This window comes from Bradyrhizobium sp. I1.14.4 (assembly GCF_050435825.1).
Lineage (GTDB): Bacteria > Pseudomonadota > Alphaproteobacteria > Rhizobiales > Xanthobacteraceae > Bradyrhizobium.
Map to the genome: position 1 here is coordinate 1 of NZ_JBNDLA010000008.1, position 23,455 is coordinate 23,455.

The 23,455-nt window shown below is 64.9% G+C and carries 23 protein-coding genes; 12 read left to right on the forward strand and 11 right to left on the reverse strand.

Going from position 1 to position 23,455, the window contains the following annotated elements; genetic code table 11:
* Positions 1–127: 127 nt before the first annotated feature.
* Both ABIB78_RS17700 and ABIB78_RS17705 read right to left on the reverse strand, forming a co-directional pair.
* Positions 128–2,401 carry a PAS domain S-box protein gene (locus ABIB78_RS17700; RefSeq protein ID WP_429026807.1) on the reverse strand — a complete coding sequence of 758 codons (2,274 nt, stop codon included), beginning with the start codon at positions 2,399–2,401 and terminating at the stop codon, positions 128–130.
* Positions 2,402–2,918: 517 nt separating this feature from the next.
* The gene (locus ABIB78_RS17705) at positions 2,919–3,689 is read right to left on the reverse strand and encodes a gamma-glutamyl-gamma-aminobutyrate hydrolase family protein (RefSeq protein ID WP_429026808.1); all 771 of its coding nucleotides are present in this window, start codon (positions 3,687–3,689) and stop codon (positions 2,919–2,921) included.
* Between the two features lie 278 nt (positions 3,690–3,967).
* Between ABIB78_RS17705 and ABIB78_RS17710 the strand changes: the two genes are divergently transcribed.
* Positions 3,968–5,107: an AI-2E family transporter gene (locus ABIB78_RS17710; RefSeq protein ID WP_429026810.1), complete on the forward strand. Its 1,140-nt coding sequence runs from the start codon at positions 3,968–3,970 to the stop codon at positions 5,105–5,107.
* A gap of 67 nt (positions 5,108–5,174) precedes the next feature.
* On the opposite strand, the gene ABIB78_RS17715 is transcribed toward ABIB78_RS17710, so the two are convergent.
* The 6 genes from ABIB78_RS17715 to ABIB78_RS17740 form a co-directional block, all read right to left on the reverse strand.
* Positions 5,175–5,471 (reverse strand): antibiotic biosynthesis monooxygenase family protein, encoded by a 297-nt coding sequence (locus tag ABIB78_RS17715; protein WP_429026812.1) that lies wholly within the window; start codon positions 5,469–5,471, stop codon positions 5,175–5,177.
* Between the two features lie 217 nt (positions 5,472–5,688).
* Complete coding sequence (locus ABIB78_RS17720; RefSeq protein WP_429026815.1) at positions 5,689–5,925, reverse strand: hypothetical protein; 237 nt, start codon at positions 5,923–5,925, stop codon at positions 5,689–5,691.
* A 44-nt stretch (positions 5,926–5,969) separates the two neighbouring features.
* Positions 5,970–7,187, reverse strand: coding sequence for a GGDEF domain-containing protein (locus tag ABIB78_RS17725; RefSeq protein WP_429026818.1), 1,218 nt, complete (start codon positions 7,185–7,187; stop codon positions 5,970–5,972).
* Between the two features lie 248 nt (positions 7,188–7,435).
* On the reverse strand, positions 7,436–7,912 hold the full coding sequence (rpsI, locus tag ABIB78_RS17730; RefSeq protein WP_429026820.1) for a 30S ribosomal protein S9: 477 nt from the start codon (positions 7,910–7,912) through the stop codon (positions 7,436–7,438).
* Entirely contained in the window at positions 7,912–8,376 is a 465-nt protein-coding gene (rplM, locus tag ABIB78_RS17735) for a 50S ribosomal protein L13 (RefSeq protein ID WP_016840522.1), read from the reverse strand. The genes rpsI and rplM overlap by 1 nt, the downstream gene beginning before the upstream one ends.
* A gap of 154 nt (positions 8,377–8,530) precedes the next feature.
* Positions 8,531–8,959, reverse strand: coding sequence for a PaaI family thioesterase (locus ABIB78_RS17740; RefSeq protein ID WP_429026822.1), 429 nt, complete (start codon positions 8,957–8,959; stop codon positions 8,531–8,533).
* 70 nt (positions 8,960–9,029) lie between these two features.
* Here ABIB78_RS17740 and ABIB78_RS17745 point away from each other — a divergent pair, with 70 nt between their 5' ends.
* The 8 genes from ABIB78_RS17745 (at position 9,030) to nadC (ending at position 16,864) form a co-directional block, all read left to right on the forward strand.
* Complete coding sequence (locus ABIB78_RS17745) at positions 9,030–9,857, forward strand: enoyl-CoA hydratase (RefSeq protein WP_429026825.1); 828 nt, start codon at positions 9,030–9,032, stop codon at positions 9,855–9,857.
* Positions 9,858–9,882: 25 nt separating this feature from the next.
* Positions 9,883–10,467: a CoA-binding protein gene (locus tag ABIB78_RS17750; RefSeq protein ID WP_429026827.1), complete on the forward strand. Its 585-nt coding sequence runs from the start codon at positions 9,883–9,885 to the stop codon at positions 10,465–10,467.
* A 149-nt stretch (positions 10,468–10,616) separates the two neighbouring features.
* On the forward strand, positions 10,617–11,897 hold the full coding sequence (locus tag ABIB78_RS17755; RefSeq protein ID WP_429026830.1) for an O-acetylhomoserine aminocarboxypropyltransferase: 1,281 nt from the start codon (positions 10,617–10,619) through the stop codon (positions 11,895–11,897).
* Positions 11,898–12,052: 155 nt separating this feature from the next.
* Positions 12,053–12,457: a hypothetical protein gene (locus tag ABIB78_RS17760; RefSeq protein WP_429026832.1), complete on the forward strand. Its 405-nt coding sequence runs from the start codon at positions 12,053–12,055 to the stop codon at positions 12,455–12,457.
* Positions 12,458–12,471: 14 nt separating this feature from the next.
* Positions 12,472–13,428: an NUDIX hydrolase gene (locus tag ABIB78_RS17765; protein WP_429026834.1), complete on the forward strand. Its 957-nt coding sequence runs from the start codon at positions 12,472–12,474 to the stop codon at positions 13,426–13,428.
* 54 nt (positions 13,429–13,482) lie between these two features.
* Complete coding sequence (gene nadA, locus ABIB78_RS17770; RefSeq protein WP_429026836.1) at positions 13,483–14,469, forward strand: quinolinate synthase NadA; 987 nt, start codon at positions 13,483–13,485, stop codon at positions 14,467–14,469.
* Positions 14,466–16,016 carry an L-aspartate oxidase gene (locus tag ABIB78_RS17775; protein ID WP_429026838.1) on the forward strand — a complete coding sequence of 517 codons (1,551 nt, stop codon included), beginning with the start codon at positions 14,466–14,468 and terminating at the stop codon, positions 16,014–16,016. The genes nadA and ABIB78_RS17775 overlap by 4 nt, the downstream gene beginning before the upstream one ends.
* Complete coding sequence (gene nadC, locus ABIB78_RS17780) at positions 16,013–16,864, forward strand: carboxylating nicotinate-nucleotide diphosphorylase (protein WP_429026839.1); 852 nt, start codon at positions 16,013–16,015, stop codon at positions 16,862–16,864. Before ABIB78_RS17775 ends, nadC begins: the two co-directional genes overlap by 4 nt.
* 4 nt (positions 16,865–16,868) lie before the next feature.
* On the opposite strand, the gene ABIB78_RS17785 is transcribed toward nadC, so the two are convergent.
* On the reverse strand, positions 16,869–17,954 hold the full coding sequence (locus tag ABIB78_RS17785; protein WP_429026841.1) for a COX15/CtaA family protein: 1,086 nt from the start codon (positions 17,952–17,954) through the stop codon (positions 16,869–16,871).
* A 191-nt stretch (positions 17,955–18,145) separates the two neighbouring features.
* Here ABIB78_RS17785 and ABIB78_RS17790 point away from each other — a divergent pair, with 191 nt between their 5' ends.
* On the forward strand, positions 18,146–18,355 hold the full coding sequence (locus ABIB78_RS17790; protein ID WP_029082837.1) for a DUF2842 domain-containing protein: 210 nt from the start codon (positions 18,146–18,148) through the stop codon (positions 18,353–18,355).
* A gap of 77 nt (positions 18,356–18,432) precedes the next feature.
* Here the strand turns inward: ABIB78_RS17790 and ABIB78_RS17795 are convergent, their stop codons facing one another.
* The gene (locus ABIB78_RS17795) at positions 18,433–19,461 is read right to left on the reverse strand and encodes a polysaccharide deacetylase family protein (protein WP_429026844.1); all 1,029 of its coding nucleotides are present in this window, start codon (positions 19,459–19,461) and stop codon (positions 18,433–18,435) included.
* A 169-nt stretch (positions 19,462–19,630) separates the two neighbouring features.
* Here ABIB78_RS17795 and ABIB78_RS17800 point away from each other — a divergent pair, with 169 nt between their 5' ends.
* Entirely contained in the window at positions 19,631–20,824 is a 1,194-nt protein-coding gene (locus ABIB78_RS17800) for a GNAT family N-acetyltransferase (RefSeq protein ID WP_429026846.1), read from the forward strand.
* 18 nt (positions 20,825–20,842) lie between these two features.
* Here the strand turns inward: ABIB78_RS17800 and ABIB78_RS17805 are convergent, their stop codons facing one another.
* Positions 20,843–21,775, reverse strand: coding sequence for a LysR family transcriptional regulator (locus ABIB78_RS17805; protein WP_429026849.1), 933 nt, complete (start codon positions 21,773–21,775; stop codon positions 20,843–20,845).
* 338 nt (positions 21,776–22,113) lie between these two features.
* On the opposite strand from ABIB78_RS17805, the gene ABIB78_RS17810 reads away from it, so the two are divergent.
* Positions 22,114–23,451 (forward strand): MFS transporter, encoded by a 1,338-nt coding sequence (locus ABIB78_RS17810; protein ID WP_429026851.1) that lies wholly within the window; start codon positions 22,114–22,116, stop codon positions 23,449–23,451.
* The last annotated feature ends 4 nt before the right edge of the window (positions 23,452–23,455 follow it).

Consider the following 23,455-nt stretch of genomic DNA (forward strand, 5'->3'; position numbering starts at 1 on the left):
GGCGCAATGTACGAAAACAGGCCGCCCTGATCCGTAAACCTGCCGCGCATGAGCGCCTCCGCCGATTCGAGATGATAAAGTGAATCATCAAGCCCGCTCCGTGGCGAGCGGGTTCTTCAGCAGACTGCTAGGTCTTGTCCGGTGGATTCTCGCGCAGAAAGCGTTCGAGATCGGGCTGCACGGAGTAAGGCTGCGGAACCGGATCGCCTTGAAAGTCGACCTGAAGATCGAGGCAGCGCCGCAGCATCCGCGCCAACTCGCCGCGGCGATAAGGTTTGGTCAACAGCGGAATGCCATGGCCGCGACGTCCCTGTTGTGCCGGCAGCACGCCATCGCTGTAGCCCGAGGTGAACAGCACCCGCAGCGCCGGGCGCCCCGTCATCAGCGTCTCCGCCAATTGCCGGCCGTTCATGCTGCCGGGCATCACGATGTCGGTGAACAGAAGATCGAACGCGGTGCCGCGGTTGACGATCGCGAGCGCGGCATCCGCGTTCGCCGCGACCAGCACCTTGTAGCCGAGGCTTTCGAGCTGGCCGGTGACGTAGTCGCGGATCGTGACGTCGTCCTCGACGCACAGGATCGTCTCGCTGCCGCCCCCGGCCGGCAGATCGTCCTCCGCGACCGGCCGCTGCGCGGTGCCGTCTGCCTTGGGCAGACAGATCCTGAAGGTGGTGCCGCGTCCCGGCTCGCTCTTGACCTCGATCCCGCCGCCGCTCTGCTTGACGAAGCCGAACACCATGCTGAGGCCGAGCCCGGTGCCCTGCCCGACCTCCTTGGTGGAGAAGAACGGATCGAAGATCTTCTCCAGATGCGACGGCGAAATCCCGGTACCGGTATCGGTCACCTCGATCACGAGATGGTCGCCGGCGCGTTCGACGCCGTGCGCCACGGCGTCAGGAATCCCGAGCTGGATATTGCGGGTTGCAAAGGTCAGCGTGCCGCCGTCAGGCATGGCATCGCGCGCATTGATGGCAAGATTGACCAGCGCCGCGCCGAGCTGGCTGCGGTCGACAAAGGCGAGCCATGCGCTACGGCTGAGCTCCGTCCTGATCTCGGTCTGCGAGCCCAGCGTCTGCGACAACAGCCGCACCACTTCGCCGACCAGGTCATTGACGTCGGTCTCGGCGGGCTGCAACGGCTGCTTGCGCGCAAACGCCAGCAGGCTTGAGGTGAGCTGTGCGCCGCGATCGGCGGCATCGCTGATCAGCTTGGCGATCGCGGCAAGCTGCGGGTTTTCCTTGACCCCGTCGGCAAGGATCTCGATCGTGCCGGTGATCACGGTCAGCATGTTGTTGAAATCGTGCGCGATGCCGCCGGTCAAGCGCCCGAGCGATTCCGTCTTCTGCGCCTGGATCAGCTGCTCCTCGGCAATCCGGCGCTGGGTGATGTCCCTGACGAAGGAATTGATGATCCAGCCATCGCCGCGGCGCAGCGCATTGAGCGACACCTCGACATAGAACCGATGGCCGACGCGGTGCACGCACGCCGTTTCATAGCGCATGCCCATGCCGCCGACCGCGGTCTCCTGCAGGAAGCGGGTGATGCGCTGCTGGTGCGCGACGCGAAGCTCCTCCGGGAACACCAGTTCGACCACGCGCTGACCGACCGCTTCGGGCCGCGTCCAGCCGGTCAGCGCTTCAGCCTGCGGGCTCCAGTCGAGAACGACGCCGTCCTGGTCGGTCTGCACGAAGGCGTCGAGCGCGGTCCTGATGATCGCCTGCGCCATCTGCTCGCTCTCGACCAGCGCCTGATGCGCGCTTCGCTGCGCGGTGACATCGTGCAGCACGGCGACAGCGCCACGCAGTTGGCCGGCATCGTCGCGCAGCGGCCTGGCGTTGGCGACCAGACAGACGGCCGGCTCCGGCCGGTGGGGTTTTACGATCAGCTCGAAATCGTCGACGTCATCACCGCGCAGCGCACGCGCCATCGGCGTGTCCGCGATCTGCATCACAGTCGTGCCGTCGGCATAATAGTTCTGGAAAGTGCGAACACCGGTCAGCGTGTCAAAACCGGGTTCGACACTGTACAGCCGCCGCGCCGCGGCGTTGACGATCACGATCATCCCGTGCTCATCGGCGACCACCACCGGATCGCGGATGCTCTCGACGGTCTTCTCAAGCAGATGCTGCCTGCTGCCCAATTGCGCCGACAGTTCGGCAAGCGTCGCGGCGAGCTGTGCGGTCTCGTCATTGCCGCCGGCACCAGTCGGCGTCTGCTGGCCGCGCGACAGCACCTCCGCAGCCCGCACCTGCTGGGCGGGCTTCCCGGACAGCGACCTCGCAATCATCTCAGCCGTCATCAACACCACCGCAACCGCACCGCCCGCGAGCAGAATGCCCGGCCAGGTGACGCCATGGATGAAGCCCAGCGCGAACAGGAGCGCGACGACGGGAAGCATCATTCCCATCGCCAGACGGCCCGACAAATTCATCACGACCAACTCATCGTGAGCAGCTGCACCGGAAAATGGACAAGGAAAATCGGTATCGGAAAGGATTGTCGGCGCCGGGGCAATATCCGGTGGCTTGCGCCTCTGTTGCTTAGCCGAGTCCGGCGCGCCGATCCGCCACTTTCGTATCCGTATTAGTACGGAGAACGGCCGTTCAGGCGCGGAGGCCGGCGGGGTGGTGTCTCAGTTTGAATTTTGTGGCAGCAACGCGCCGATCTGAGCCGGCAAAACCCTAAGGTCGCTCCGCTCGAACGCCAGTCGAGTTTGCAAAGCTCGGACGATTCATGTCGCGAGAATGCGGACGCATGGTCGGATCGCATGAAGCCACACTCTCACCCGTCACTGCGAGGAGCTCACGACAAAATAGCAAAGCAATTTTGCGCGGAAGCGAGGAGGCAATCCATCGTTGCGCCTACGCCGACGAATGGATTGCTTCGCTGTGCGCGCAATGACCGCGCTTGCTGCAGCCCTACGCGGCCCGCTGCCGCTCGCGCAGCGCGTCGCCGAAGGCCTCGAACAGCGCGCGGTTGACCGGATTGCGCTGCGGATCGTATTCGGCGTGCCACTGCACGCCGAGCGCAAAGCCCGGCGCATCGGCAATGCGGATCGCCTCGATGGTGCCGTCCTCGGCGATGCCCTCGATCACGACGCGCTCGCCGGGCACGAGGATGCCTTGGCCGTGCAGCGAATTGACCCGAATGGTCTCGCAGCCGAGGATCTTCGCGAATGCGCCACCTGGCGTCAGCGCGACGTCGTGACGGTCCGCGAACACCACGGTGGGATCGGGATGGATTTCGCCGTTCTCGAGCCGCGGCATCCGATGGTTCATCCGGCCTGGAATCTCGCGGATCTCCGGGTGCAGCGAGCCGCCGAAGGCGACGTTCATCTCCTGCAGGCCGCGGCAGATGCCAAAGATCGGCACGCCGCGCGCGACGCAGGCCTCCGACAGCGCCAGCGCGACGTCGTCGCGGTGAATGTCGTAGGGCTCGTGCGCGGCGCAAGGTTCGGTGTTGAAGCGGGTCGGATGGACGTTGGCGCGGGCCCCGGTCAGCACCACGCCGTCGACCACGTCCAGCAAGGCGCCGACCTCGGTGATTTCGGGGCTGCCCGCGAACATCAGCGGCACCGCACCCGACACCTCGGCAACCGCGCGAAGGTTGCGCTCTCCGACCATCTGGACTGTGAAACGATTTTCGATGCGATGGGCGTTCCCGATAACGCCGACCACGGGCCGTCTCATTATTGAGGTCTCGCGCAATGAATCTTCTAAGTTCGCGACGTTGCGGAGACGATCATGCCTTCGAGTTCCCCCCGGATCAACCGTCTATATCTGCACAGGGGGCCTTGCAGTCCTGCACAGATTCGTACCCTCGGGGGCCAAAATCGGCGCGGACGCCCGCCGGTCATGCCCGGTGCCGTGGCGCATCAGCGGCAAACCGGCACGGTCCCGGCCGCTTGATCCCGGCGGGATTTTCGCCAATGACTGCTCCGGACACCGTCGCGAAGGGGGAATCACCCGTGACAGACTCGGCTGACAATCGCCTGCAAGCCCGCAATGACTTGGCGTGGGCGATCGCCGTCGGTGGCATCGGCATCGTACTGTTCGCCGCCCTGCTCCTGTTCGCCTGGCAGTTCGCCGCGACCCTGTTCCTGCTGTTCGCGGGGATGCTGCTCGGGGTCGGCCTGAACGCAATGACCACCCTGCTCGGCCGGTTGACCGGGCTGCCTCACGCGCTGCGGCTGGCCGTCGTCTGCCTGGCGATGGCCGGATTGCTGTCCGGCATCGTGTTCCTCGGCGGCACCACGATCGCGCAGCAGGCCACGGTGCTGAGCAACACGATCAAATCGCAGCTCGGCAGCGTCAAGGAATTCCTTGAACAGCATGGTGTCGATACCAGCTATCTCGATTTCACCAGTGCCGCCGGCGAGGCGAAGCCGGAAGGCACCGCCGTGACGCCGACAACGACGCCCGCAACATCCCAGTCGCACGGCCTGCCCGGCGCCGGCGCGCTGGCCTCCAGCGGCGGCGCCATCATCAGTCAGACGCTGAAAGTGCTGCTCGGCACTGTCAGCGTCGTCGGCAACTTCTTCATCGTGCTGTTCCTGGGGCTCGCCTTCGCGGCCCAGCCGAGCATCTACCGCGCCGGGCTGCTGTTCATCGCACCGGCCAAATACAGCGCGCAGGCGACCATCATCGTCGACCGCATCGGCGAGACGCTGGAGCGCTGGCTGATCGCGCAGATCATCACCATGGCGGCGGTGTTCCTCGTCACGTGGATCGGACTTGCCATCATCGGCATTCCGAGCTCGTTCATCCTGGGCATCCAGGCCGGCCTGCTCGCCTTCATCCCGACGGTCGGCGCGATCCTCGCCGGATTGATCGTGGTGCTGGCAAGCCTCGCCTCGGGATGGATCGCGGCGCTAAGCGCGTTCATCCTGTTCCTTGGCGTCCACGCGCTGGAGAGTTACGTGATCACGCCGATCGTGCAGCGGCAGGCGCTCGATATTCCGCCTGCCACGCTGTTCGCATTCCAGATCCTGCTCGGCGTCGTGTTCGGCATCTGGGGGCTGGCGCTGGCGCTGCCGCTGATGGCGATCGCCAAGGTGATGATCGACCACTTCAAGACGGAGGATCCGGCGCCTGCGCGGGCCGCTTAGCGCGTTTTCAAGCGAACCGGGTACCGGTTCGCTTGAAGAGAACGCGTCAAAGCAAGAATCGCCCGGCTCAGGTGGTCAGCACGGTCTCGGTGTGCTCGACCTCGGGCGCCACCGCGAAATAGGGGCCGACCAGCGCGCGCCAGGCGGTAAAATCCTCGGAGCCGCGGAAATCGACGGTGTGATTCTCCAGCGTCTCCCACTTGGCTACGAGCCGGTAACGCGACGGCTTCTCGATCGAGCGGTGCAGTTCAAACCCCTTGCCGCCCTTGGCGCGCAGGAACAGCGGGCGCGCCTTGGCCACCGCGGCCTCGAACTCCTGCTCGCTGCCGGGCTTGACGTCGATTTGTGCGATTTCGGTGATCATTGGGCTTTGGTCTCCCCTTTTTCGGTTTCCCTTGGGAAAGGCCTCGTCTCTAGAGCATGATCCGGAAAAGTGCGAAGCGGTTTTCCGAAAAGATCATGCTTTGACAACAAGCTAGAGCGCGATGACGATTCAACCTAATCTCATCGCGCTCTAGCGCAGCCGGCACAAAAGCAAAAGGCGCTCGCGCAGGCGCCCCGTTCGCAGACCTTGCGGTGGTTCAGTTGAACAGCAGGACCGTCCCGACAACCATCAGCATCACGCCGAGCAGCATCATGATCGGCCAGCGGCTCTTCGGCGGTTCGTATCGCCCCTGCGCACGCCGTTCGGCGATAAGCGCAGTTTCGTATTCATTCGAGTCCGAGAACAGGCAGGCGAAGCCGCTGCGCGCCGAAACCGCGTCGGCTTCGAGCGACATCAGGGCTGATTGCGGATTGCGGGTGCGGATCGACTCCATGCCCGAAAGCATGGGATCGAATGGTTAACCAGCGGTTACCGCGCTCATACCCGGGCAGTCGCCGGCTTTTGCCGCTCCGAGGCGGACAGACCCGCGGTCTTGCGCCGCCAGTTCTCCAGCGAAAGCGGCAATTCCTCCGCCGCCTCGACGCGGTTGCGGCCGCCGCGCTTGGCTTGGTAGAGCGCAGTGTCGGCCGAGGCCAGCAGCACCTCGAGCTCGGTCCCGGCAGGCCCGCCGGCGACGCCGATGCTGACCGTGGTGTCGACCGCGCCTTCCTCGCAGGTGATATTGCTGTTCTCGAAGGCTTCGCGCACGCGCTCGGCGACCAGCACGCCTTCCTCCAGCGAGCATGGCAGCAGCGCCGCGAATTCCTCGCCGCCGATCCGGCCCGACAGATCGCTGATCCTGAGATTGTTGACCACCACGGCGGAGAACAGTTTCAGGATCTCGTCGCCGGCGGGATGGCCGAACCGGTCGTTGATCGACTTGAAGTGATCGAGGTCGAAGATCATCACCGTGACCGGCCGGCCGGCAACGGCCTCCCGCTCGATCACGCGCGTGCAGGCTTCAGTGAAGCCGCGGCGGTTGAGCATGCCGCTCAACGGATCGATCGACGCGGCCGTCTTGTGCACCGCGACCGCGCGGTCCGACACCATCATGAAGATCACGAACACCGTGCCGATCGCGTACAGCACGAGTTCGATCGAGAACAGCGTGACCCAGAAGCTGCTGACGAAATTCTGGCCGTTCAGCCGCAGCAGGTCGCCGGCCAGGATCGGCAGCATCAGGACGCAGCCATGGGCAACCGGGATGACGATCGCAATCCAGCGCTTCTGCATCGCGCGGCGGCGCTCGCTCCCGAGTTCGGAGGCGGTCAGCGCGGCGTAGATCGCAACGATCCCGGCGCCGATGGTCAGGCGCATCGCCGGATCCTCCACCGTCAACACCGCACCGATCCACGCAATCGGGCCGAGCACGAGGCCGGTCAGGTTGGCTTTGCGGCCGTGGAAAATCCGCGAGGCATTCCAGACCATGCCGCAGGCGGCGAAGCCGATCGCATTGAGGCCCAGCAGGACCATGGGATCGAGCATCGAGCTGCCGACCGTCCAGAGCGCGACCGAGGCCGCCCCGAGCAGGTAGGCGGTGCCCCACCATTTCAGCGCGGGAATGCTCTCCTGCCTGCCGAACAGCCAGAGCATGGCGCCGAGCATGCCCGCGACCATGGTGGCGAACAAATACAGTGTCGATGGATCGAACGACATAACTCACCCCAGCCCGGTGTGATGCAACGTTCGCAGGCGCAAATAAATACGGTGATGCAGCGCCAGTGCGAGGCTGCAGGCTAGAAGGCCCGAGTTCCAATTTCGTTTGCACGCACACGCAAGTTTTCATGAAAAACTGCGCTAATTCGCCTCGAAGCATGCGCGGTTGGGCGCAGCAAAAAGGGCGCCTCGCGGCGCCCTCTGCAACTCGATGCACGCGGCAACTGCCGCGAATTTTACAACTCGAATTAGCGCTTCGAGAACTGGAAGGACTTGCGGGCCTTCGCCTTGCCGTACTTCTTGCGCTCGACCGCGCGGGAGTCGCGGGTCAGGAAGCCGCCCTTCTTGAGGACGCTGCGCAGCTCGGGCTCGAAGTTGGTCAGCGCCTTCGAGATACCGTGTCTGACAGCACCGGCCTGGCCGGACAGACCGCCGCCGGCGACGGTGCAGATCACGTCGTACTGGCCGTTACGGGCGGCAGCGACCAGCGGCTGCTGGATCATCATGCGCAGCACCGGGCGGGCGAAGTAGATTTCGATGTCGCGGGTGTTGACGGAGATCTTGCCGGCGCCCGGCTTGATCCAGACCCGGGCGACAGCGTCCTTGCGCTTGCCGGTGGCATAGGCGCGATTGAACTTGTCGACCTTCTTGACGTACTTCGGCGCGTCGGGAGCCGCCGGCTTAACCTGCGAAAGCTGGTCGAGGGACTGCAACGTATCGGACATTATGCGGCCCTCGTGTTCTTGCGATTCAGGGAAGCGATATCGACTTTCTCGGGGCTCTGGGCCTCATGCGGATGATCGGCACCCGGATAGACGCGCAGATTGCCCATCTGCATACGGCCGAGCGGACCGCGCGGGATCATGCGCTCGATCGCCTTCTCGACGACGCGCTCGGGGAAGCGACCCTCGAGGATCTGCTTCGCGGTGCGCTCCTTGATGCCACCGATGAAGCCGGTGTGCTTGTAGTAGGTCTTCTGGTCGCGCTTGCGACCGGTCAGCACCACATGCGCGGCGTTGACGATGATGACGTTGTCGCCGCAGTCGACATGCGGAGTATAGGTGGGCAGGTGTTTGCCGCGCAGGCGCATCGCGACGAGCGTGGCGAGACGACCGACGACCAAACCCTTGGCGTCGATCACGACCCACTTCTTCGTCACTTCGGCGGGCTTGGCCGAGAACGTGCTCATGTGTGAAATCCGTGAAAAAGGAAATCGGCGCCGTATGCGCCGAACTGCGTGGATTTCTAGAGAAACCGCGGGCGCACGTCAACGCCGATGCGCCAGAATTACGACAGCAAAAACAGCGGCTTACAATTATGGTGTAATAATACCTCGAAAAAGGCTATTGATTTGGAATGGAATAGGTCGCCGTGACATGGGCGATCGGATCCGGAGAAGTCCCGGACAGCAGGTTCACCTCGCCGACCGCAAGCCGCTTGCCGAGCTTGAGCAGCCTGGCGACCGCGAGCACGTCCTGTCCCGGCTGGCCCTTGCGCAGGAAGTTGATGTTGAGGTTGGTGGTGACGGCCAAGCCGATCGGCCCGATCGCCGACAGCAGCACCACATACATCGCAAAATCGGGCAGCCCCATCAGGGTCGGTCCGGACACCGTGCCGCCCGGCCGCAGCATGCGCTCGCTGAAGCGCTGGCGCATCAGGGCCGTCTCGCCGTCGGCGCTCTCGATCCTGATGTCGTCGTGGGTGAACGCCTGCGGAAATTCCTTGCGCAGGAACTCCTCCAGCTCAGCCACGCTCATTTTCGCAATCGCCATGCCACCCCTGCCCTCGCTTCAGTCTGCCTGTTACATTAAGTTGTCATACAGACCAAAGTGGAATTTCACCATGTCTGCCCAAGCCGCCCGCGCGGAAGCGCCGCAACACCAGCCGATCCTGCTGCGCGAGACCGTCGGCAGTATCGCGCTCCTGACGCTCAATCGGCCCGGAGCGCGCAACAGCCTCTCCGAAGGCCTGATGCGCGAGGTGCACGCTGCGCTGAACGACATCTGCGATGACAAGAGCATCCGCGCCGTCGTGCTCGCCGCCAACGGCCCGGCTTTCTGCGCCGGCCACGATCTCAAGGAGCTCACTGCGCGCCGCAGCGACGCGGACCGCGGCCGCGCCTATTTTGCTGAGATCATGAACGCCTGCAGCGCGATGATGCAGGCGATCGTGCAGCTGCCGAAGCCGGTGGTCGCGGCGGTCCAGGGCATCGCGACCGCGGCCGGCTGCCAGCTTGTCGCCAGCTGCGACCTTGCCATCGCCTCCGAGACCTCGACGTTCGCGACGCCCGGCGTCGACATCGGGTTGTTCTGCTCGACGCCGATGGTGGCGCTGTCGCGCAACGTGCCGCGCAAGCAGGCGATGGAGATGCTGCTCACTGGCGAGCCGATCTCTGCGGCAAAGGCGCAGAGCATCGGCCTGATCAACCGCGTGGTGCCGGCGGGCACCGAACGCGACGCCGCGATCGCGCTGGCCGAGATGGTCGCGCTGAAATCGGCCTACACCGTCAAGCTCGGCAAGGAGGCGTTCTACCGCCAGGCCGAGATGAGCCTTGCCGACGCCTATCGCTTTGCCGCCGGGGTGATGACCGAAAACATGATGGCGCGCGATGCCGAGGAAGGCATCGGCGCCTTCATCGAGAAGCGCGATCCGAAGTGGCAGGATAAGTAAGATCGACAGGACAAGTAAGATCGAAATGAATCACGACGCCTACGACGATAATTACATCCGCAGCATCCTGAACAACGTGAAATCAATCGCGATGGTCGGCGCCTCGCCGGTCAACATAAGGCCGAGCTATTTCGCCTTCAAGTATCTCGCGCAGCGCGGCTACGACATGATCCCGGTCAATCCCGGCCATGTCGGCAAGACGCTGATGGGCAAGCCGTTCGTCGCCTCGCTCGCGGACATCGATCGCCCGATCGACATGATCGACATCTTCCGCAATTCGAGCCACATCATGCCCGTCGTCGACGAGGCGCTGAAATTGTCGCCGCCGCCGAAAGTGATCTGGATGCAGCTTGGCGCACGCGACGATGCCGCGGCCGAGAAGGCGGAAGCCGCGGGCCTCAAGGTGGTGATGAACCGCTGCCCGAAGATCGAGTATGGCCGGCTGTCGTCCGAAATCTCCTGGATGGGCGTCAACTCGCGCACGCTGAGCTCCAAGCGCGCGCCGGTCCCGACGCAGGGCATGCGGTTATCGCTCAACCGCACGAGTTTTGGCGGCGGCCAGACTGCGGCATCCGACCGCGCGGCGAAAAACAAGACCGAGACAACCTGACATCTCGGCGGAATAATCGTTTCGATCGTCCGGTGCGACGTAGGATGCCCTTTCCAAAAACTGGCGGCGTGCCCAACTCGCTTGACGGCGGGCGCCGCCGCCATCAGCATGCCGCGCGTTTTCGACCAGGCCACAACAGGACACAAAGAATGACCGATCGCGTTCCGGGATTTTCCACCCTCGCCGTGCACGCCGGCGCGCAGCCTGATCCCACCACCGGCGCGCGGGCGACGCCGATCTACCAAACCACGTCATTCGTCTTCAACGACGCCGACCACGCCGCCTCGCTGTTCGGCCTGCAGGCGTTCGGCAACATCTATACGCGCATCGGCAACCCGACCAACGCGGTGCTCGAGGAACGCGTCGCCGCGCTGGAGGGCGGCACCGCGGCGCTCGCCGTCGCCTCCGGCCACGCGGCACAGCTCGTCGTGCTGCAGCAGCTGTTGAGGCCCGGCGACGAGATCATTGCGGCGCGCAAGCTTTATGGCGGCTCGATCAACCAGTTCACCCACGCCTTCAAGGCATTCGGCTGGAATGTGGCCTGGGCCGATCCCGACGAGATCGAAAGCTTTGAGCGCGCAGTGACGCCGCACACCAAGGCGATCTTCATCGAATCCATCGCCAACCCCGCCGGCAGCATCACAGATATCGAGGCGATCGCAGCCGTTGCGCGCAAGGCCGGCGTGCCGCTGATCGTCGACAACACGCTGGCCTCTCCCTATCTGATCAAGCCGATCGACCACGGTGCCGACATCGTCGTGCACTCCCTGACCAAGTTCCTTGGCGGCCACGGCAACTCGCTCGGCGGCATCATCGTCGACGCCGGCACCTTCGACTGGTCGAAGGACAACAAATATCCGATGCTGAGCGAGCCGCGCCCGGAATATCACGGCATCCGGATCCAGGAGACCTTCGGCAATTTCGCCTTCGCGATCGCCTGCCGCGTGCTCGGACTGCGCGACCTCGGTCCCGCGCTGTCGCCGTTCAACGCCTTCATGATCCTCACCGGCATCGAGACGCTGCCGCTGCGCATGCAGAAGCACTGCGACAATGCCAAGGCGGTGGCGGAATTCCTCTCCACCCACCCCGCCGTGTCCGCGGTGAACTACGCCGGCCTGCCCGGCGACAGGTACAACGCCCTGCAGCGCAAATACGCGCCGAAGGGCGCCGGCGCGGTGTTCACCTTCAGCCTTAGGGGCGGCTATGACGCGGGCGTCAATCTGGTGTCGAACCTGAGGCTGTTCTCGCATCTCGCCAATGTCGGCGACACCCGCTCGCTGGTGATCCACCCGGCCTCCACCACCCACAGCCAGCTCGACGACGCCGCCAAGGTGAAGTCGGGCGCGGCGCCCGACGTGGTGCGGCTTTCGATCGGCATCGAGGACAAGGAAGATCTGATCGCGGACCTCGACCAGGCCTTGCGCGCCTGACCCCGCCGCTGTTCCGGAGCGGTGCGCCGCATCGCTCCGGCAATTTTGTGCCGAACGGCCGTCTCGTTAACGCTTAATACCGACAGGTCTCTCGTTAACGTTCAATCCGGCATAGAGTGGCAGTAATAGGCTCCGGATGATTCGGGAGACCATTGATGCCGCGCTGGATATTGCCGCTCGCGATCGCGTTGTCTGCGCTTTCGCCTGCTGACGCCGCCGACGGCCCTGCCGTCGCAAAAAGCACAACCGTCAAGGCCGCGCGCCAGCTGCCTCCTGGCTTGCCGCGACGGCACTATGCCTACCGCACCACCATCACGTCGCCGGCCTATGTGCGGCGGGGACGCCAGCTCGTGGTCGTCGAGCCCACGGTGATCCCGCTCAACGCAGAGCCGTATATCCCGATCGTGCGGGGCGAACCGCTGCTGCCGGGATCGTCGTCACTGCCGGGCTATTACGGCAACTGGCACTCCTACAACTATCTCGGCCCCTATTACGGCGGCGCCTATGTGACCTACTGGGATCGCCTGCCCTACGCCTGCGGCGTCTACGGCTATTGCTAGCGCGGGACGAGCGCGTGGCCAGATCGCCGCAGAAAACCAGCGCACCGGCCTCGGGGAACGCAGTTACCGCCGACCTCGTCGCGGTGCTGGTCGCCGTCACCGATGGCACGCCGAAGATCATCACCATCGCCGGCGGCTCCGCGCTGCCGAGCGGCCCGTTCGAATTCACCCACCGCTCGCTGCAGACCGCGCTGCGGGCCTGGGTCGAGGCCCAGACCGGTCATCCGCTCGGCTATGTCGAGCAGCTCTACACCTTTGCCGATCCCGGCCGCTCCGGCGACGTCAAGGCGCCGCACAGCGTCTCGATCAGCTACCTCGGCCTGACCCGCGAGGACCGGGTCGGCGAAGGCTTCGAGGCGCATTGGTCCGGCTGGTACGACTACTTCCCGTGGGAAGATCATCGCGCCGGCGCGCCGGCTTTCCTGGCCAAGACGATCGCGCCAAAGCTGAAAGCGTGGGCCAAGGCAGCACCGTCGCCAACGTTGCAGCGCGAGCGGTGGCAGCGCTGCGCCATCACCTTTGGCCTCGAGGATCGCGGCTGGAACGAAGAACTCATCCTGCAGCGCTATGAGTTGCTCTACGAAGCCTCGCTGATCCCGGAAGCCGGGCATGTGCAGGGCCGCGAGGCGCCGATCGCGCCGGGCAAGCCGATGACGGCGGATCATCGCCGCATTCTCGCGACGGGGATCGCGCGGTTGCGCGCCAAGATCAAATACCGTCCGGTGGTATTCGAGTTGATGCCGGCCGAGTTCACCCTGCTGCAACTGCAACGCAGTGTTGAGGCGCTCGCAGGCCGGCTGGTCCACAAGCAGAACTTCCGCCGGCTGATCGAGCAGCAGGAACTCGTTGAAGAGACTGGCGCAATGGCCGCCGATACCGTTGGACGGCCGGCCAAGCTGTTCCGCTTCCGCCATGCCGTGCTGGCCGAACGGGCCATCGCCGGCACCAAGCTTCCGCTTTCGCGCACTTGACATGCCTTATGCTCAGGATAAGTATAAGCCATCTTATGCTCATGGAGAGTATAAATGGCTGCACTCGATACCGATCTTCTCACTCGCACCGCGCCGCTCTATGAGCGCGTCAAACGCGTCATCCCGCCGTTCGAATGGGCCACGTTCGCGGAGGACGTCGATGCCATTCTCGCGCTGAAGCGCCGCCGCAATGCGGTTGTGCTCGCGCATAACTACCAGACGCCGGAGATCTTCCACGGCGTCGCCGATATCGTCGGCGACAGCCTCCTGCTGGCGCGCGAAGCAACGAAAGTCGACGCTGACGTGATCGTGCTCGCGGGCGTGCATTTCATGGCCGAGACGGCGAAGCTGCTCAATCCGGCCAAGACCGTGCTGATCCCCGATCTCAAGGCCGGCTGCTCACTGGCGGATTCCATCACGGCACAGGACGTGCGGCTGATGCGCGCGCGCTACCCGGACGCGCCCGTCGTCGCCTATGTCAACACCTCGACCGCGGTGAAGGCGGAGTCCGACATCTGCTGCACATCGGGCAATGCGCTGAAGGTGGTGGAATCGCTCGGCGTCGAGCGCGTCATCATGCTGCCGGACGAATATCTGGCACAGAACATCGCCAAGCAAACCAAGACCAAGATCATTGCCTGGAAGGGTCATTGCGAGGTGCATGAACTGTTCACCGCCGACGACGTGCGCCAGCTGCGCGAAAATCATCCCGACGTCACCATCCTGGCGCATCCGGAATGCCCGCCCGAGGTCGTCGCTGAAGCAGACTTTTCCGGTTCGACGGCTGCGATGCAGTCGTTCGTCGAGACCAGGCGTCCGCCGCGCGTCGTGCTGCTGACGGAATGCTCGATGAGCGACAACATCGCGGCCCAAAATCCCGATGTCGACTTCGTCCGCCCGTGCAATCTCTGTCCGCACATGAAGCGGATCACGCTGAAGAACATCCGCCATGCGCTGGAGACCAACCAGCACGAGGTCACGATCGATCCCGCGATCGCCGATCGCGCGCGCAGAAGTGTCGAAAGGATGCTGGCGATATGAGCATCGACATCTCCGATCTCAGCGGCCGCCCGGTCATCATCGGCGGCGGCGCCGCAGGACTTATGACGGCGCTCCAACTCGCACCCGAGCCGGTCGTGCTGCTGTCGAAATCGCCGCTCGGCGCGGAAGCCTCCAGCATGTGGGCGCAGGGCGGACTAGCCGCGCCGGTCGGTGACGATGACACCCCCGCCCTGCATCTCGCCGATACGCTCGCGGCCGGCGCCGGCCTTTGCGACGCGGCGGCTGCGAGCCGGATCGTCCATGCGGCACCCGCCGCCGTCGAGCATCTGGCCGATCTCGGCGTCGCCTTCGACAGGCGCGCCGACGGCAGCTGGCGCCTCGGGCTCGAGGCCGCGCACGGCCGCAACCGCATCGTACATGCCACCGGCGACGGCACCGGTCGCGAGATCATGCGCGCGCTGATCGCGGCGGTCCGTCAGACGCCATCGATCATGCTGCTGGAAGGCGTCGAGGCGCGCCGCCTGATGGTCGAGGACAATGCGGTCAAGGGCGTGCTTGCAGCCAGTGACCGCGGCACGTTGACGATCGCGACCAACCGCGTCGTGATCGCGACCGGCGGCATCGGCGGGCTGTTTTCAGACAGCACCAATCCGGGCGGTTGTTTCGGCCAGGGCCTCGCGCTCGCCGCACATGCCGGCGCAAAACTGTCGGATATCGAATTCGTTCAGTTTCATCCGACCGCCTTCGACGGGCCGTCGCGGCCGATGCCGCTTTTGACCGAGGCGATCCGCGGCGACGGCGCGGTGCTGATCGACGAAACCGGGCAGCGGTTCATGGCCGATCAGCCCGGCGCCGAGCTTGCGCCACGCGACATCGTCGCGCGCGTCGTCTGGCGCCACCGCGCCGCGGGACATCGCACCTTCCTCGACGCACGCAAGCATCCGGGCGCGGATTTCGCGCAGCGCTATCCCGTGATCAGTGCGTTCTGCAAGATGGCCGGCATCGATCCCGCCCATGATCCGATCCCGATCCGGCCGGCGGTTCACTACCACATGGGCGGCATCGCGGTTGACGGTCATGGACGCAGCACGGTGCAGGGCCTGTGGGCCTGCGGCGAAGCGGCGCGCACCGGGTTGCACGGCGCCAACCGGCTTGCCAGCAACTCGCTGATGGAAGCGATCGTCTGCGCACGCTGGGTCGCCGAGAGCATCGAAGGTGTGAGCGCGGGTCCGCGGGCGATGCTGCGCGAAGACGCGATGCCCCCCGCTACCGATCCCTCCGCCGTGCGACCGATCCTTACCCATGGGCTCGGCGTCCTGCGCGACCGCGACGGGATCGCACGCGCGATCCGGAGCCTCGATCCGCTCGCGCGCGGCCGGAGCGCGGCATCCGACGCCGCGCTCGTCGGGTTGATGATCGCCGTCGCCGCAATCAGGCGCGAGGAAAGCCGCGGCGGCCATTTCCGTTCCGATTTCCCGCACACCGCCCTTTCGGCGTCTCCGTCGTCCTTCACCCGCGCCGAGGCGCTCGCCGCCGCGCGCGCGATCGCCGAGTCCACGCCATTCGCCAGGAGTGTCCTGTCATGAGCCTCAATCCCCTGTTGCCGCTGCTGTATGAGCCGATCGTGCGGACCGCGCTGCGCGAGGATCTCGGCCGCGCCGGCGATATCACGGCAGACGCGATCGTACCGGCCGGCCAGCAGGCGCGGCTGGTGATGCGGGCACGGCAGCCCGGCGTGATCGCCGGGCTCGACGTCGCGCGCACCGCCTTCCAGACGGTGTCGCCGGCCATCGAGCTGCGCGCCGAGCGGCCCGACGGCAGCGCGGTCGAGCCCGACCAGGTCATCGCGATCATCGACGGCCCGGCGCGCAGCCTGCTCACCGCGGAACGCACGGCGCTCAACTTCCTCTGCCATCTGAGCGGCGTCGCGACCGCAACCGCCACGCTCGTGAAAGCCGTCGCGGGCACGCGTGCGCAAATCGTCTGCACCCGCAAGACCACGCCGGGACTTCGAGCGCTGGAGAAATATGCGGTGCGCGCCGGCGGCGGCGGCAATCACCGCTTCGGGCTCGATGATGCCGTGCTGATCAAGGATAACCACATCGCGCTCGCCGGCGGCATCCGCACCGCGATCGAGCGCGCCAAGGCCAATGCCGGCCATCTCGTCAAGATCGAGGTCGAGGTCGACACGCTGTCGCAACTCGAAGAGGCGCTGGCGCTTGGCGTCGACGTGGTTCTGCTCGACAACATGACGACCGAGCAGCTCGGCAAGGCGGTGGCGATGGCGCGCGGCAAGGCGATCACCGAAGCCTCCGGCCGCATCACGGCTGCGACCGCCGCGGCGATTGCCGCGACCGGCGTCGATTTGATCTCGGTCGGGTGGGTGACCCACAGCTCGGCCGCACTCGATATCGGGCTCGACTATCTGTCCTGATGGATCAACCGGGCTGTCCGACCGGAATGAGGGTCGGCTGGTCCCGCTCGTGACGGCGCGTAGCGAAGCGCTCGACCTGCAGCACCGCGAGCGTCAGCACGACGATCGCGACCGCCTGGTGCGTCAGCGCCAGGTCGATCGGCACCTGATGCAGTAGCGTCAGGATGCCGAGCGTCGCCTGCAGCGTGATCGCCGCAACCAGCCACCATGCGCCGGCGATGACGGCGCCGCCGGCGCGCGAGCGTACGGCATCGATCGCATGCGCGATCGCCAGCGCGAACAGCAGATAGGCGGTCATGCGATGCTCGAACTGCACCGTCAGAGTGTTGTCGAACAGATTGCGCCACCATGGCGTCTCGAACCACAGCCGGTCAGCCGACGGAATCAAGCCGCCGTCGATCTCGGGCCAGGTATTGTAGACCCTGCCCGCGCGCAGCCCCGCGACCAGTGCGCCGAAATAGAGCTGCACGAAAGTCATCACGAGCAGCACCGCGCTGGTGATCTTCAGCCTGAGCGGCGCGATCACGGACGGACGGTCCGTCAACCGCCGCAGCGTCCAGACGATCGCCGCGAAGATCAGCAGCGCCAGCACCAGATGCGTCGCCAGCCGATACTGCGACACCTCGATGCGCTGCGTGAGTCCTGATGCAACCATCCACCAGCCGACGCCGCCCTGCAGCGCGCCGAGGCCGAAGATCACCCACAATCGCCGGCCGAGTTCACCGCTCACCGCGCCGCGCCACAGGAAATACAGGAACGGCAGCAGATAGGCGGCGCCGATCATCCGGCCGAGCAGCCGGTGGCTCCACTCCCACCAGAAGATCGTTTTGAACTCCGCGAGCGTCATCCCGGCGTTGAGCTCGCGATATTGCGGGATGGTCCTGTAGCCCTCGAAGGCCTGCGTCCACTGCGCCTCGGTCAGCGGCGGCAGCGCGCCGGTCACCGGCTTCCATTCGACGATCGACAGGCCGGACTCGGTGAGCCGCGTGGCGCCGCCGACCAGCACCATCAGCGCGATCAGGGCGGTGACCGCGATCAGCCATACCCTGACGGCGCGAAGTTGCGATGTCTTTGCGGAAATACCGGCCATTTCGCCCTGACTTGATTGGATTTTCGGGCCCCTTATAGTCCGCCGCGCCGGTGGCGCAAGCGCCGCCCGTGGCCTCGTTCCGACAGAGTCGGGACGAAGCTCCGGATTTGAGTTTTAACGCGTTTTCTTGACGCGAACCGGTACCCGCTTCGCTCGAAAACGCTCTGGATCACGAGTTGCACATCTCCGCTATGGCCATACGCACCCGCAAACTGCTCGGAACCATCGCCCTCCTCATCCTGGTCGTGGTGTGGTCGCTGCTTGGCATGACCATCGCCCAGACGCCGTGGCTGGCCAATTCGGGGCTGCTGCAGGCGATCTTCTACGTCGTCGCGGGCCTCGGCTGGGTGCTGCCGGCGATGCCGATCGTCTCCTGGATGTCGCGGCCCGACCGCGCTTGAAGCATGATACCGCGCTTGAAGCATGATCCGGAAAAGTGCGAAGCGTCTTTCCGAAAAGACCGTGCTCAAATAATAACCTAAAGGCCGCTTTGGTCGGGCGCATGGCGCGTTGGCCGCACCGGCGCGAACATCACGCCCGACAGCAGCACCCGCATCATCCGCAGCGAGCGCACGCGGCCGTCCCAGGCGATGCGCGGCAATGCGTAGAGGTTAGTGCGCCCCTGCGCCTCGACGACACCTGATATGGTCGACACCGCGCTGGCGAAGCCGGCCTCCTCCGCCAGCACCACATGCTGACGGGCGAACGCGTCGCGGTCCCCGAACGGATATGCGAAATGCTTGATCGGCCGCCGAAGCGCACTTTCGGCCACCGCCTTTCCCATCGTCGTCTCGCGCTGTGCGTCGGAATCCCTGAGGCTCGACAGTGCCGGGTAGTTCACGGTGGCGCTGCCGAATGTTACGTTCGGATCGCCGGCGAGCTTCGCCAGATCCGTCCAGTCGAGCGAGGCGCTGCGCGACAATTGCGCCGCGTCGACCGAGTAGCGCCGGCCGAGATCGTTCACCGCATACAGCAAGTCCGACGGCGGCAGCTTGCGCAGCCAGCCGGACAGGAAGTCGAACAGCTCGTATTTGTCCGACAGGCTTGAGACCGCGAAGTGCCGCTCCCTGTCGTCGATCATCAGGCTGACGCGGCTCTCGCGGGCGATGATGTCCTCGAGCGCCAGCCACCACGCCACGCCAACGCCATCGGGAAAGGCCGTCGGCAAATAGAGCGTGAAGGGGACGCCGTGCCTGGCGAGCACCGGATAGGCATGGGTGACGATGTCCTTGCCGGCGCCGTCGAAGGTCAGGCAGGCAAAGCGCCGGCGCTCCGGCAAGGTCACCGCGCGGCGGCAGGCCTCGTCGATCCCGACCACGTCGTACTGCCAGCGCTTCAGCGCGCGGATCGTCCGATCGAGGAATGCCGGCGTGATCTCCTGCGACTTCAGCGGCTGAAACCGCGCCCGATGTGCGGGGCGAACGCGCGCAAAGCGCAGGATCGCCCCGGCGCCCCCGGCCTCGCGCTCCCGCAGCCTGAAGGCGCCGCTGAAATACGCGAGCTCCATCCGGGCCCGCCGCAAAATCCCACGATCTGGCGCCAAGATCCCCCGCCCCCGTCCGGCGGTTCCCACACACCGCCTGGGTATTGTTATTACTCTTTGTTGACATTTCCCTGCGAAGGTCGGCCCAAGCCGAGAACTGTAAATTAATACCTTAAAAAATTTGGGTTCCGAGATGACCATGGCGGCGGCAATTGAAGGCCAGACGGCGGGGACGCGAACGTGGCCGAACGCAATCCGCGTCGCCGGCGTCGACGTCTTCCATGACCTCACTGCGGCCGAGGCGACCTGGCGAAGTTTCGAGACATCGCAACACAGCTACACGCCCTATCAGCGCTTCGATTTCCTCGCCAGCTGGCAGCGCCAGGTCGGCGAGCGCGAGGGGCTGCGGCCCTTCATCGTCGTCGCACACGACAGCGAACGCCGGTCACTGCTGCTGCTGCCACTCGCCGTCGAGCAGCGCCTCGGCGCGACCTGCGCGAGCTTCATGGGCGGCAAGCATGCGACCTTCAACATGGCGCTGTGCGACAAGGATTTCACCGCCAACGCAACTGAGGCCGACATCACGGCCCTTATCAGCTCGATCGCCGAACGCTCCCGCGTCGATGCGCTCGTGCTCTGTCAGCAGCCGGTGCGCTGGCAGGACCTGCCGAACCCGCTGGCGTTGCTGCCACACCAGCCTTCGGTCAACGACTGTCCGCTGCTGGTGATCGAGCCCGGCGCGGCACCCGCGGCGCTGATCAGCAACTCGTTCCGCCGCCGTCTCAAGGGCAAGGAGCGCAAGCTGCAGCCGCTGCCCGGCTATCGTTATCACGTCGCGAGCGAGAGCGCCGACGTCTGCCGCCTGCTCGACTGGTTCTTCCGCGTCAAGCCGCAGCGCATGGCCGAGCAGAAGCTGCCGAACGTGTTCGCCGAGCCGGGTGTCGAGCAGTTCATTCGCAGCGCCTGCCTTGCGCCGCGCGCCGACGGCAAGGGCTATGCGATCGACATCCACGCGCTGGAATGCGACGAGGAAGTGATCGCGATCTTCGCCGGCGTGTCCGACGGTCATCGCTTCTCGATGATGTTCAACACCTACACGATGTCGGCCAATTCCAAATACAGCCCCGGCTTGATCCTGATGCGCGACATCATCGATCGCCATGCCGGCCTGAACTACCGTGCCTTCGATCTCGGCATCGGCTCGGACGAATACAAGCGGCTGTTCTGCAGGGACGACGAGGCGATCGTCGACAGCTTCATTCCGCTCAGCCTGCGCGGCAAGCCCGCTGCAAGTGCGCTGTCGGCCATCAATCGCGCCAAGCGCGCCGTGAAGCACAATCCCGCGCTGTTCGAGATTGCCCAGAACCTGCGCAGCATGTTCCGCTGAGAATGACCGCCGGCGACGTTACGTAGACTGGCTATCCGGCCGGCCGCTCGCGACGCCGAGCCGCATCATCGCATCGAACACCAGCATGGCGGCCGGCGACAGCGCGCGCTTGCGCAGCTTGATCAGGCCGTAACTCTCGAGCATCAGCTGATCGCGGATGCGAAGCATCTTGAAGCGCTGCGGATCGAGCAGGTCGAAGATCAGCAGCGGCACCGGCACGATCGCATCGATCCCTGCCGCAATCCCGACCGACGCGGAGAACGACTCCGTGTTGATCATGCGCTGGGGCGGCGCAATACCCCGGCTATAGAACAACCGCTCGAGCGCCTGGCGCATGAAGGATTCCCGCGGCTGGGAGATCCATTGCAGGTCGACCGTATCTTCCAGATCGACGCTGTCGAGAGCGGCCAGCGGATGCTCGGCGCGAACCAGCAAACCGGCTTGCTCGGCACCGATTTCGTGATAGTCGAATTGCCCGGGATCGACGCCGGCAGGAATTCGCGCAACGACGAAATCCAACTCGAGCGCGAGAAGACGCGCAACCAGCGGCGGGCTGGTGCTGACATCGAGCGAAATGTTCACGCGGTGCAGCTTCTCGCCGAGATACTGCATGACATCGACGACAAGGTCGATGCTAGGCTTCGCGACAGTTCCAACCGACACCGTACCAAGCTCGCCGGACCTGTAACCGGCGAACTCATCGGTGACACGGTCAAGGTCGGCAAGCACGCTTCTGCCGCCACGGATCAGAATCGAGCCGTAGGCCGTCGGCTCGACGCCGCGCGCCGTTCGCTCGAACAATGGAACCCGCGCCACGGCCTCGATTTCGGCGAGCATCTTCGATGCTGCAGACTGGGTGATGTTGAGGCGCTCGGCAGCCAGTTGCAGCTTGCGCTCGCTGTCGAGCGCGACCAGCAGGCGCAGCTGGCGCAATTTCAGATTATTGATCACGGCCCGCCACCATCCTGCCCGGCTAGAGCCTTTCCGTTCCGATCAATCGGAACGGACAAGGCTCCAGATTCTATTTTGACGCGTTTTCTTGACGCGAACCGGCATCCAGCTCGCTGGAAAACGCTCCAGAGTTCCCGCGTTCATACCGCGGTGCATCATGACAGTTTCGCCGTGGCTCCATTCCCAAATGCCATTAGTCACGCGGCCGTCGATTACACAACAATGAATGCAAGGATTGCAAGGAAGACTCGCAAGGGCGAGGCGACGGACCGCTGCGGGTGTACAATGCCACCCCGGACAGCGCGGCCACCGTATGCTGAATCGAAAAACCGGAAGGGATGGGAACAATGAGCGACGATGTCGAGAAGCGCGCGATCGGAAAGATGATGCGGCGGCTGATTCCGTTCCTCATCCTGTGTTACTTCGTGGCCTATCTCGATCGCGTCAATGTCGGCTTTGCCAAGCTACACATGAACACGGCGCTCGGCCTGAGCGAAGCCGCCTACGGGCTCGGTGCGGGTCTGTTCTTCGTCGGCTACTTCTTCTTCGAAGTGCCCTCCAACATCCTTCTCGAACGATTTGGCGCGCGGCGCTGGATCGCCCGCATCATGATCAGCTGGGGCATCGTCTCGGCGGCCTTCGCGTTCATCCCGCAGATGTCCGCGGCGAGCGGCCTGTCGAGCGAATGGATCTTCTACTTCCTCCGCCTGTTGCTCGGTGCCTGCGAGGCCGGTTTCTTCCCCGGCATCATCTTCTATCTGACGCTCTGGTTCCCGTCGGTGTATCGCGCACGCGTCATCAGTCTCTTCATGCTCGCGATTCCGATCTCGAGCATCATCGGGTCGCCGATCTCGGGCTTGCTGCTCAACCTGTCGGGGTTCAACCTGCACGGCTGGCAGTGGCTGTTCATCTGCGAAGCGTTGCCATCGATTCTAGTCGGCTTCGGCGTGCTCGCCTTCCTGACCGACTTCCCACGCCAGGCGAGCTGGCTGCAGCCCGACGAGATCAAGTGGATCCAGACCACGCTCGAACGTGAGCGGCAGCAAACCGAGGCCGTGGAGCATATTTCGGTCCTGCAGTCGCTTACCGACTCGCGGGTTCTTGCCTGCGCCTTCGTGTATTTCTGCCTCAATGCGGCAAGCTACGGCGTCGCGTTCTTCCTGCCCACCATCATCAAGGCATTTGGCGTCACCGACACCCAGACCGGCCTGATCGCCGCCCTGCCCTTCGTGTTCGGCGCGGTCGGCATGGTGCTTCTCGGTCGCCATTCCGACAAGACTGGCGAACGGCGATACCATGTTGCAGGCGCGCTGACGCTTGCCGCCGTCGGCATCGGCGTGGCCGGGCTGGCGTCGAATCCCGTGCTGATCATGGCCCTGCTCTGCCTTGCGCAGATCGGCGTCTCGGCGGTGCCGCCGATGTTCTGGCCGATGCCGGCCAGCATCCTGACCGGCGCCTCGGCCGCGGCAGGCATTGCCGCGATCAACTCGCTCGGCAATCTGTCAGGCTTCGCCGGCCCGTTCGCCATGGGCTACCTGAGGGACCTGACCGGCGGATTCACCGCGGGCCTGCTGTTGCTCGCGGTCGTCGGATTGATCGGCGCCCTTGTCACGATCAGGCTGCGGATCGATCCTGTCCTGGAGCGGGCCGCACGCGAGCCTATGCTGGCGCACTGAATTT

Bases quoted from the DNA above. Each gene is read 5' to 3' on its own strand.
- ABIB78_RS17700 (WP_429026807.1), bottom strand. From the start codon at position 2,401: ATGATGCTTCCCGTCGTCGCGCTCCTGTTCGCGCTGGGCTTCATCCAT.
- ABIB78_RS17705 (WP_429026808.1), bottom strand. From the start codon at position 3,689: ATGAGACGGCCCGTGGTCGGCGTTATCGGGAACGCCCATCGCATCGAA.
- ABIB78_RS17715 (WP_429026812.1), bottom strand. From the start codon at position 5,471: ATGATCACCGAAATCGCACAAATCGACGTCAAGCCCGGCAGCGAGCAG.
- ABIB78_RS17720 (WP_429026815.1), bottom strand. From the start codon at position 5,925: ATGGAGTCGATCCGCACCCGCAATCCGCAATCAGCCCTGATGTCGCTC.
- ABIB78_RS17725 (WP_429026818.1), bottom strand. From the start codon at position 7,187: ATGTCGTTCGATCCATCGACACTGTATTTGTTCGCCACCATGGTCGCG.
- rpsI (WP_429026820.1), bottom strand. From the start codon at position 7,912: ATGTCCGATACGTTGCAGTCCCTCGACCAGCTTTCGCAGGTTAAGCCG.
- rplM (WP_016840522.1), bottom strand. From the start codon at position 8,376: ATGAGCACGTTCTCGGCCAAGCCCGCCGAAGTGACGAAGAAGTGGGTC.
- ABIB78_RS17740 (WP_429026822.1), bottom strand. From the start codon at position 8,959: ATGGCGATTGCGAAAATGAGCGTGGCTGAGCTGGAGGAGTTCCTGCGC.
- ABIB78_RS17745 (WP_429026825.1), top strand. From the start codon at position 9,030: ATGTCTGCCCAAGCCGCCCGCGCGGAAGCGCCGCAACACCAGCCGATC.
- ABIB78_RS17750 (WP_429026827.1), top strand. From the start codon at position 9,883: ATGAATCACGACGCCTACGACGATAATTACATCCGCAGCATCCTGAAC.
- ABIB78_RS17755 (WP_429026830.1), top strand. From the start codon at position 10,617: ATGACCGATCGCGTTCCGGGATTTTCCACCCTCGCCGTGCACGCCGGC.
- ABIB78_RS17760 (WP_429026832.1), top strand. From the start codon at position 12,053: ATGCCGCGCTGGATATTGCCGCTCGCGATCGCGTTGTCTGCGCTTTCG.
- nadA (WP_429026836.1), top strand. From the start codon at position 13,483: ATGGCTGCACTCGATACCGATCTTCTCACTCGCACCGCGCCGCTCTAT.
- ABIB78_RS17775 (WP_429026838.1), top strand. From the start codon at position 14,466: ATGAGCATCGACATCTCCGATCTCAGCGGCCGCCCGGTCATCATCGGC.
- nadC (WP_429026839.1), top strand. From the start codon at position 16,013: ATGAGCCTCAATCCCCTGTTGCCGCTGCTGTATGAGCCGATCGTGCGG.
- ABIB78_RS17785 (WP_429026841.1), bottom strand. From the start codon at position 17,954: ATGGCCGGTATTTCCGCAAAGACATCGCAACTTCGCGCCGTCAGGGTA.
- ABIB78_RS17790 (WP_029082837.1), top strand. From the start codon at position 18,146: ATGGCCATACGCACCCGCAAACTGCTCGGAACCATCGCCCTCCTCATC.
- ABIB78_RS17795 (WP_429026844.1), bottom strand. From the start codon at position 19,461: ATGGAGCTCGCGTATTTCAGCGGCGCCTTCAGGCTGCGGGAGCGCGAG.
- ABIB78_RS17800 (WP_429026846.1), top strand. From the start codon at position 19,631: ATGACCATGGCGGCGGCAATTGAAGGCCAGACGGCGGGGACGCGAACG.
- ABIB78_RS17810 (WP_429026851.1), top strand. From the start codon at position 22,114: ATGGGAACAATGAGCGACGATGTCGAGAAGCGCGCGATCGGAAAGATG.